Annotated in this window: 6 protein-coding genes and 2 pseudogenes; 6 read left to right on the top strand and 2 right to left on the bottom strand. The window is 58.6% G+C overall.

The annotated features are described in order from the left end of the window. Positions 1-512: 512 nt before the first annotated feature. On the bottom strand, positions 513-665 hold the full coding sequence (locus tag IGW04_RS25060; RefSeq protein WP_194715819.1) for an ISAzo13-like element transposase-related protein: 153 nt from the start codon (positions 663-665) through the stop codon (positions 513-515). A 745-nt stretch (positions 666-1,410) separates the two neighbouring features. Between IGW04_RS25060 and IGW04_RS25055 the strand changes: the two are divergent. From IGW04_RS25055 to IGW04_RS25045, 3 genes and pseudogenes are all read left to right on the top strand, one after another. Then, positions 1,411-1,521: pseudogene (locus IGW04_RS25055) on the top strand (IS5/IS1182 family transposase); the annotation flags it as partial. 286 nt (positions 1,522-1,807) lie between these two features. Beyond that, entirely contained in the window at positions 1,808-3,532 is a 1,725-nt protein-coding gene (locus IGW04_RS25050; protein WP_194715818.1) for an AMP-binding protein, read from the top strand. A gap of 27 nt (positions 3,533-3,559) precedes the next feature. Beyond that, positions 3,560-4,813 carry a branched-chain amino acid ABC transporter substrate-binding protein gene (locus IGW04_RS25045; RefSeq protein WP_194715817.1) on the top strand — a complete coding sequence of 418 codons (1,254 nt, stop codon included), beginning with the start codon at positions 3,560-3,562 and terminating at the stop codon, positions 4,811-4,813. 627 nt (positions 4,814-5,440) lie between these two features. On the opposite strand, the gene IGW04_RS25040 is transcribed toward IGW04_RS25045, so the two are convergent. Next, positions 5,441-6,331, bottom strand: coding sequence for a LysR family transcriptional regulator (locus IGW04_RS25040; RefSeq protein ID WP_228527386.1), 891 nt, complete (start codon positions 6,329-6,331; stop codon positions 5,441-5,443). A gap of 175 nt (positions 6,332-6,506) precedes the next feature. Here IGW04_RS25040 and IGW04_RS25035 point away from each other — a divergent pair, with 175 nt between their 5' ends. The 3 genes and pseudogenes from IGW04_RS25035 to IGW04_RS25970 form a co-directional block, all read left to right on the top strand. Next, positions 6,507-7,487, top strand: a complete 981-nt coding sequence (locus tag IGW04_RS25035; protein WP_323744907.1) for a Bug family tripartite tricarboxylate transporter substrate binding protein — start codon at positions 6,507-6,509, stop codon at positions 7,485-7,487. A gap of 40 nt (positions 7,488-7,527) precedes the next feature. Continuing rightward, a complete protein-coding gene (locus IGW04_RS25030) occupies positions 7,528-8,898 on the top strand; it encodes an arylsulfatase (RefSeq protein WP_194715815.1) in 1,371 nt (456 codons plus the stop codon). Between the two features lie 106 nt (positions 8,899-9,004). Further along, positions 9,005-9,720 (top strand): annotated as a pseudogene (locus tag IGW04_RS25970) (IS3 family transposase); the annotation flags it as partial.

The following is a 9,720-nucleotide window of genomic DNA, read 5'->3' as shown; positions in this document are numbered from 1 at the left end:
TCCTGGAGCGCTTGCCGACGCTACCGGCCAGCCGTATCAGCGACTTGCTCCCGCATGGCTGGACGCCTGCCTAATTCGTCCATCTACCTCAGAAGGTTCCGGCAAGACGGGATGACTGGGCGCTTACGAACAACTTGTCTATTTGCGCGAAGAGGAGTGTGACGAATTCCAAGGTTTCCTTTGTTCAAGGCCGCTTCCAGAACAAGACGTAATGCGCCTTTTCGCAGAAAAAAAATGGTAAAAAGATATTGTTGTATCGGCCAATAATTCGACGATCGACAACAGTGTGGTAAAGCGATTTAGCACCGCAGCACGTATTTGTAATACACCCTTCTATTATGGAAATTGCGCGCCACGATGTGATAGCCAAGGAGCTCGAAGCAAGGCATTGGCGGGTGGTGGCCCACCGTAACCGGCAAGATCGCAATATCGCTGAGTACCTGGAACTGGAACTGGAACTTCCCTACACGTGAGCGGTAACTATGAGAGCCTTCCACATCGGCCGGGATTAATCAGCGATGCGCATTGCCATAGCGCTTTAGCCCCTCGAAGAACCACCAGTCGCCAATCACCTCGACGGCAAAGCGGGACGTGTCAAAGCAATCGCCAATGCAGACAAGCCCCTGATTGGCACTGACTTCATGAACGCCGTAGGGATGACCCATGCTGCTAAGAGGGTTGCTTGGACGCCGCCATTTGCCAGGTAATAAACTTATGGCACAAGCCGGATAGAGGTTGCTCGCTTACATTCGGCCTCCGGTGCAGAAAACTTCTACAGTGCTTTTTTGCCGGGTTTGCAATGACTGGCAGGACGTGTCATTCGGCTTCTTCCTACTCGGTTACTGCAATTGGATCGCTTGGCGGACCGCTGACAAGTGGATGGGACTGAATAATGCAGGCTGCGGTGCGGGCAACAGTTCACTTCCTGGTGAAGCCATTTCTCATCCATATGTCTACCGCGGCGGCGTCATGACGGGCATGGGACGCTGGGGGAGTCCACGCCGGCGTCCATACCATCAACAATTCCGGACAGGTAGCAGGTTTCAGCCGATCGGGTCAAATGCGAGTCCTGTCTATGGTTTCTTGTACAGCACAATGGCCCAATGACCGAGCTCGGTATCCTGGATGGACGGGAAAGCGTTGGAATCAGCATTAACAATGCGGGCCAACTCGTGGGAGATAGCGACGTTGGAGGGATCGCCTCACGCGATTTCCTAAATGAGAACGGCATAATGCGAGATCTTGGTGTTCGTGGGAAACTGGCACAGCATTGCTCGCGCGCAGGGCGATGACACGCAGGGGGCTGAACTGCTGACCCTCCAGAAGGGACACGCTTTCTGGTACGGGTCCGATCCTGGGGTAGCGGCTGGGTAAATTAGCGAGGTTGTGCGGAGCCACATTTACTTTCCAAGACGCATGGCGCGTGGCTTTGGTCGCCATGTAGCTAAGCGGCAGGCGCTTGCCGCCGTGCCGAATCGCTTTACGCGTCTTGGCACGCCTGTTACGGTTGCTATGCCATAACTTCCACTACTAAAGCGAAAGCGCGTCCTTTACATTCATCGCGCAACAGAGCCCCACGGCTTTGATGATTGCTTGCCCTCGCTCGTGCATTACCGACGAAAACATCTTCCGGTTGCGTCGGCGCCCGGGGATGACCGATGGTCCGATGGTCGTTACGCCGCCTGCTGCTCGACAATATGCACCGGTTTCATGGGCGGCCATCGAAGAAATTCATTGGCTTTCCACGCGGGCAACTCTTAGTCTAGCAAGCTGTCTATCCCGGCCACACAGGAAGGAGGGGCGCATTATGCCCGAGCACAGCACGAAGCGGCCAGAAGCAGGCGCCGTCCGGCCTTGGCTGAAGCATTATCCGCCCGGCCTGTCATGGGACGCGCCCATCGCCACCTGCCAGGTGCAGCACATCCTGGACGAGGCGGTCGCAGCCTACCCGGCGCGAGTGGCGATCGAATTCGAAGGCCGCGCCTTCACCTATGCCGAACTTGGCAGCCTGGCCGACCGAGCCGCACAGGGCCTGCGCGCGCTGGGTGTCGCGCCCGGTGTGCCTGTCGGCCTATACCTGCCCAACACGCCGCACTATGCGCTGGCTTTCTTTGCCGTGCTGAAGGCTGGCGGTACGGTGGTCAATTTCTCGCCGCTGGACGCCGCCGACGTGGTGCGTCACAAGATCGCCGACAGCCAGACCGAGATCGTTATCACGCTGGACCTGCCCGCGCTGTATCCAATGATGGCATCCATGCTGGGCAGCACCCGCCTGCGGCGGCTGGTGGTGGGCAGCCTGGCCGACATGGGCATGCGCGGTCCGCCTGCCGAGAGCCCCGGCATCGCCTTCGACGACAGCCATATCCGCTTCCAGGACTTGATCGCCAACGACGGCGCGCCACTGTCGGCGCCGCCGGCCGACCTGGAAGAGGCAATCGCCGTGCTGCAGTACACCGGCGGGACCACCGGCCTGCCCAAGGGGGCTGTGCTGAGCCACGCCATGCTCTCGGCGGCCTGCAGCCAGGCGCTGCTGAACACCCGCCACGACGACGGCATGCGGCTGGGCCAAGAAATATTTCTGTGCGTGCTGCCGCTATTCCATATCTACGCGCTGACCTTCAACCTGCTGCTGGCGCTGCGGCTGGGCGCCACCACTATCCTGCACCAGCGCTTCGAGCCCGAACGCGCCATTGCCGAGATCGCCGAACGCCGCGTCACGGTGTTCTTCGGCGTGCCCACCATGTTTACCGCGCTCAATGCCTGCGCGCTGCTCGACACCGCTGACCTGTCCTCGCTGCGCTTCTGCAATTCCGGCGGCGCGCCGCTGGCGCAGGAGGCTGCCCGCCGCTTCCGCGAGGCCGCCGGCCAGATCGTGCTGGAAGGATGGGGCATGACCGAACTCTGCGGCGTCGGCACCATCACGCCGCGTGGCACGGTCGGGCCGCCGGGCGCCTGCGGCATCCCGCTGTGCGGCGTCGACATTCGCTTTCTGGACGTGAATGACCCGGGCCGCACTGTGCCCTACGGCGAGCGGGGAGAGATCTGTGTGGCCGGCCCCAATGTGCTGCGCCGTTACTGGCTGCAGCCGCAGGCGAGCGCCGATGCCATGACGGCGGATGGCTATTTCCGCACCGGCGACGTCGGCTACATGGACGCCGACGGCTATCTTCATATCTCCGACCGCGTCAAAGATATGCTGCTGTGCAGCGGTTACAACGTTTATCCGCGCCTGATTGAGGAAGCGGTCTACCGTCATCCGTCCGTGGTCGAAGTCATCGTGATCGGCGTGGACGATCCCTACCGCGGCCAGCATCCGAAAGCCTTCATCCGGCTGCGGGACGGCGCTGCGCCGTTCACCCTGGAGGCGCTGAAGCTGTTCCTGAAGGACGCGCTGGGCAAGCATGAAATGGTGCAGGCCATCGAGTTTCGCGCCGCATTACCGAAGACGGCGGTTGGCAAGCTGTCGAAGAAAGAGCTATACGAAGAAGAGCGCGCGAGACGGCAGCAAGCCGGGCCTACAGGCGCGCCGTAACTTGACCACCAACCTGAAGGAGGCGACATGAAAAAGACATTTCCACCATCCGCGGCAGCCGCGGCCCTGATCGCCGCAGGCCTGTGCCTTGCACCGGCGGCCTCGGCCGAAACCGTGCGGATCGCGTTCATCGACGCGCTGAGCGGCGCATTCGCCCCTCCTGCGCAAACTGCGCTAAAGAACTTTCAGATGATTGCCGAGATCGCCAACCAGCAGAAATGGGCAGGGCCTGGCAACACCATCGAGGTGGTCGGCTTCGATGGCAAGGGCAGTCCCCAAGACTCGGCGAGCCAGCTCAAGACGGTGATTGACCAGGGCTACCGCTACATCGCCCAGGGCGGCGGCTCCGGGGTGGCGTTCGCGCTGATCGACGGCATCAACAAGCACAACGAACGCAATCCCGGCAAGGAACTGGTGTATCTGGACTACGCGGCGCTCGACCCCGACCTGACCAACAGCAAGTGCAGTTTCTGGCACTTCCGCTTCGAACCGAACTCGGATATGCGCATGGAGGCGCTGACGAGCTACATGGCCAGCAATCCGGCGATCAAGAAAGTGTTTGTAATCGGGCAGAACTATGCGTTGGGCCACCAAGTCAGCCGCGCCGCTAAGGACTATCTCAAGCGCAAACGTCCCGACATCCAGATCGTCGGCGACGACCTGCATCCAATCGCCACAGTCAAGGACTTCTCGCCCTATGTCGCGAAGATCAAGGCCTCCGGCGCCGACTCCGTCATCACCGGCAACTGGGGTAATGACCTGGCGCTGCTGATCCGGGCCGCCAAGGACGCTCAGCTCGACGTCAATTTCTATACCTATACTGCCTACACCACGGGCGTGCCGACCGCGATGGGCGCTGCCGGCGCCGACCGCGTCAAGAATGTCAGCCAGTGGCACCCCAACAACGAAAGCTTCGCTGGCGCCGACGTGGTGGAAGCGTTTAAGAAAAAGTACAACGAGGACTACTGGCTCATGTCCAGCCATAGCGCGATCGCGATGTTGGCCAAGGCCATCAAGCAGACCGGCTCGGCTGACCCGGTCAAGGTGGCCTTCGCGATGGAAGGCATGACGGTCAAGAGCTTTAACGGCGACGTCGAGATGCGCAAGTCTGACCACCAGGCGCAGCAGCCCATCTATATCGCCACCTGGACCAAGGTCAATGGCAAGGATGTGCGCTACGACCAGGAAAACACTGGCTATGGCTGGAAGACCGAGAAAAAGATCGACACCTTCGTGGCAACCCAGCCGACATCCTGCCAGATGAAGCGGCCGGCCGGCTGAACCTGGGCAGCCCCGCGCACCGTGGGAAAACAGTCAAGACCGAAGGCAACCATTCAGCCCGATTTGGCGCTACATTTATTGTGACGCCAACAATTGGGGAGACGGTGATGCGGATGGTCATCTTGTTCAAGTTCGGTTAGCGGTGCTCAACGGCGAGCTGAAAATGCGCGACATGCCTGATCGACGACGAACCCTCTCCGAAAAAAGAATGACGATCAGGGCCAATGCGTTGCCTGGCAACACCTCCGGTTTTGACTGCGCTTGCCCAATAACGCGACGACCCCATCTTCAATACGGTACAGATCTGAATGTGTTCGGCCAGCAATTGTACGGCCTCGATGTGTAAGGACCAGGCGGTTCCTGCAAATTTGCGGCAATGTACGCAATCCAATGGCATTTGATGATGTTGTGACTACATATCTTGCGCCGTCAAAGCCAGCGTCACCGGTTCACGTGGGAGCGATTCTTCCGCATTGCCATTAAATGGTTGCGAGAACCACGGGTAGTGCACCCTTATCCTGACCCGAGCTTCGGAGCAAATATGCAAGGTAGGAGCTTGTATACAGGAAAACTGCATGTACGGAGCTGCGCGGGGGTGCTGGCTAACCGGAGTTTCGCCGCAACAAATCATTGTGCATGCAAGCTCATGATGAATGTGTGCTGGAACAGAATCACAGCCGGGTTTGACGCCGATGCCTTTCTGGTTATCATGCATACGTGCATCGGTGAAACACCAAGCGGTATTTCCAACAGGCGGACCCGCCCAAAAGACTGTTGCATCTTGGCGGCTGTTCGCGGCGCCACGGTGATCAAGTCGCTATCGGAAACGATTGCCAAGTTCTGCACATAGGTCGCTGTCTCAACGACAGGTTCGGGAAGCTGTATGCCTCTGCGCAGAAAAGCTTCGGTCAGTGCACGCCGGACGCTCGAGTCCCGTTGCTGCAGAACCCAATCCTGTTGTGCGAGCAGTTCATAGGTCAGAGGCAGGCAATTATGGATTGGGTTACTCATCCCGGCGACAACGCAAATCTCGTCCTCATAAAGATTGGCGATAGAAAGGTTCGATGCCTGCTCCGAGGTCAGTCCTTCATTTGGCAAACGGCCAACGACGCAGTCCAGTTCCCCCTGAAGCAACAATTCGAGCAGTTGCCGGGCGGTGCCTTCACGGGTTTGCAGCGCGCAGCCACCCGCCTTCCGAAACCGACCGATCATCTTCGGAAGATGAGCAATAAAGGCTTGCGGTACTACGCCAACGCGCAATACAACCTGACGCCTTCCAGCCACTCGTGTAATCGCCGAAGCCAGCTCGCGAAATTCGTTGAGAACGGTGCGGCATCGACCGAGAATGGCCTGCGCTTCTGCCGTAGGCACAACCCCTTGCCGAGTCCGGTCGAATAAACGGATTCCGATCTGGGATTCCATATCGTTCAGCATAGCTGTCACTGCCGGCTGGCTCACGCTCAGGTGAGTCGCTGCTTTATGCAGACTTCCATGCTGAACCAGCAGATCGATCAACATTAAATGCCGGAACTTCAAATGGGACAACGCCGATAAAGGATGCATAGTCACCTGCGTAGTCGAACCACTGAAATTTGTGAAAACCTAAGGTTATCACGACATCAGAATTTTCGATTAACAAGTTTTCACGCATTGACCTAGACTTTTCTCCACCAAACACTCGACGGGGATCAACGTGCGCCAATATCGACTCGTGACTTCAATAGGATCGGCCCTGCTGGCCGCCAGCCAGCTCTTCGGCGGAAATGTCCATGCCGCTTGGCCGCAAGATCAGCCGATCAAGTTGATTGTGCCCCAGGCGGCGGGTGGCACGAATGACACGGTGGCGCGGTTGATCGGCAAGGAACTGAGCAAGAGCCTGGGACAGAGCGTCGTCATCGACAACCGTCCCGGCGCCTCCGGCGCCATTGGCATACAGGCGGCCACGCAGGCGAAGCCGGATGGCTACACGCTCGCCTTGGCTTCGGATACGTCTCTTACGCTAGGCGCAGTGCGACCTTCTCTGAACTGGAACTTCAACCGCGATCTTGTCGGCGTAGCGATGATCGGCGACCAGCCGATCGGAATAGCAGTTCCCGCCCAAAGTCCGCACCGCTCGCTAACGCAGTTGCTAGATGCTGCACGCAAGACGCCAGGTCAGGTCGCATATGGCACGTCCGGAATCGGCACAGCGCAGCACATTGTCGGGGAATGGCTGTCAAAGCAAGCCGGAGTGGAAATGATCCACGTGCCATACAAAGGCGGAGGGTTGGCCACGACGGATCTGATAGCGGGCCAAATTCCCGCCGCGGTACTCGGTTTTGCTCCGCTGCTCGCTCAACAGAAGGCTGGCAAGGTGCGTATCCTCGCCCTGACCTCGGCGAAACGTGATCCCGGTTTACCTGATATGCCCACGCTGGGTGAGCTCGGTTTCAAGGAAATCATGCTGGACCAGTGGGCCGGCGTCGTCGCGCCGCGTGGTACGCCACCTGATATCGTTGAACGCCTGTCCAGCGATATCAGGAAAGCCCTGAACTCGCCTGAGGTGCAAAAGGAGCTTACCGACAGAGGCATGAATCCAAATTACATGTCGAGCGCGCAGTTTGATTCCTTTATAAAAAAAACCGCCGATGATTGGGCAAGAGTCGTCCCCAAGCTCAATCTGAAACTGCAGTAAAACCACGTAACCCCGCACGGATGAACCAGGAATAAAAATCATGAACGTCAACAACGAGAGAAGCAATCAGGCGCCGAACATCGTTTTCGTCCTCGCGGACAACCTCGGTTGGGGCGAATTGGGTTGCTACGGCGGCGGCAAGGTCCGCGGCGCGCCCACGCCGCGCATCGATGCGCTTGCAGCGAGCGGAACGCAGTTCCTGAACTTTAACGTCGAAAGCGACTGTGTGCCGACCCGGTCGGCGTTGATGACGGGACGCCACCCGATCAGGACCGGCGCCTTGCAGTCGGTACCGGCTGGCCTGCCGCAAGGCCTCATTCCATGGGAAGTAACGATAGCGGAAATCCTGTCCCAGGCCGGATATGCCACCGCTATGTACGGGAAATGGCATTTGGGTGACAAGGAAGGACGGTACCCCAAGGACAAAGGATTCGACGAGTGGTACGGCATTCCCAGGACCACGAACGAAAGCATGTTCATGGATTCGGTCGGCTTCGATCCTGCGGTCGTGGAACCACCTTATGTGATGGAAGGGCACAGCGGAAGCCCGGCTGAGAAACGCGAGCTTTATGACCTCGAAATGCGCCGTCGCATCGATTCCGTGCTTACGGACAAAAGCTGTGATTTCATCAAGCGGCACGCTGGTGCCGATACGCCCTTTTTCCTCTACGTCCCGCTGACGCAGCTTCATTTTCCGACAATCCCTCATCGGGAGTTCGAAGGAAGAACTGCCCATGGCGATTTTGCGGACTCGCTCGTCGAAATGGATGCGCGGGTGGGGCAGATCATGGATCAGGTTGATGCATGCGGCATAAGTGAGCAAACGGTCTTCATATTTGCGAGCGACAACGGTCCTGAATATCGTCGCCCTTGGCGTGGAAGCGCCGGCATGTGGACAGGCACTTACCATACCGCGATGGAAGGTGCGCTCCGCGTGCCGTTGATTATCCGCTGGCCCGGCAAAGTGCCGGCTGGGAAAATTACAAACGAAATGGTGCACACTGTCGACTTCTTACCCACGCTGGCAAGCATCGCAGGCAGCGATATTCCGCGCGACCGTCCCATCGACGGCGTCGACCAAAGCAATTTTTTCCTTGGTAAGCAAGAGAAATCCTGCCGCGAAGGCTTCGTCTATTACATCAAATCAGAAATAAGAGCAGCAAAGTGGCGGGATTGGAAAATGCATTTTGTTTGGGAGGTCGAGCCCAATGCGGGGGCAAACCATCTCGAAACGCCCTACTTATTCAACCTGATTCAGGACCCCAAGGAAGAAAGCGATGTTAATACGACGCAGGGGTGGGTGCGCGGTCCGATACGGAAGATGATCCATGCATTCCAAGAGTCGCTAAAAGTTTCACCACCCATACCCCCAGGCGCACCCGATGATTATATTCCGCGCAACCAAACTTAGCAGGCAATTAAAGTTTGGCGGTATGGGAACAAGGTGCGTCCCTCACTGAGGTCAGCTGAAAAAAGTGTACGCCAACGTTTCGTAAAATTGAGGAACGGAGGCATAGATGAATCGAGTACCGAGAGCGCGTTATACGAAGGAATTCCGGGAAGAGGCAGTAAAGCTCGCAGGGCAGTAGGTGCGTCGGAGGCGTCGCGGCGGCTGTCAATTCCACTCAAGTCGCTGGCGAACTGGCAGCGGGCGGGCAAGGCGGGCAAGCTGGAGGAAGTTGGCCGGCAGCAGAAACCGCAGACGGAGCTGGGAGCTGAACTGCAGCGGACCAGGCGGGAGCTGGCTGAGGTGCAGATGGAGCGCGACCTGCCAAAAAAGTTCGCGGCGTACTTTGCGAAGGAGTCGCGGTGAAGTACGAGTCCATAAAAAGAATTGCGACGTCAGTATCCCGTGCCGGCGATGTGCCGGCTGCTGGGCGTATCGGCCAGCGGGTACTATGCCTGCCGCCGCCGCAAACCGTCGCCGCGTGCGCGGCAAGAGTCACGCTTGGAAGTGAAAATTCAGGCTGTCCACCGACGAACCCGCGAGACGTGCGGGCCGGAGCGACTGAAGAAGGCCTGGCCGCGCATGGCGTGCAGGTCGGCCTGCATCGCATTCGTAGGCTGCGCAAGAAACCGGGTGCGCTGCAAGCAAAAGCGCAAGTTCAAGGCAACGACCGATTCGAAGCACACTCTGCCGGTTGCGCCGGACCTGCCCGAGCGGCGCTTCACGGCCGAGGCACCGGACCAGGTATGGACCGGTGAACTGACGTGCATCGCGACCGATGAAGGC

Origin of the sequence: Noviherbaspirillum soli (assembly GCF_015352955.1) — a bacterium.
Taxonomy (GTDB): domain Bacteria; phylum Pseudomonadota; class Gammaproteobacteria; order Burkholderiales; family Burkholderiaceae_D; genus Noviherbaspirillum_A; species Noviherbaspirillum_A soli.
Note: the sequence above shows the minus strand (reverse complement) of the source record. Positions and strands in the feature narration are given on the sequence as shown.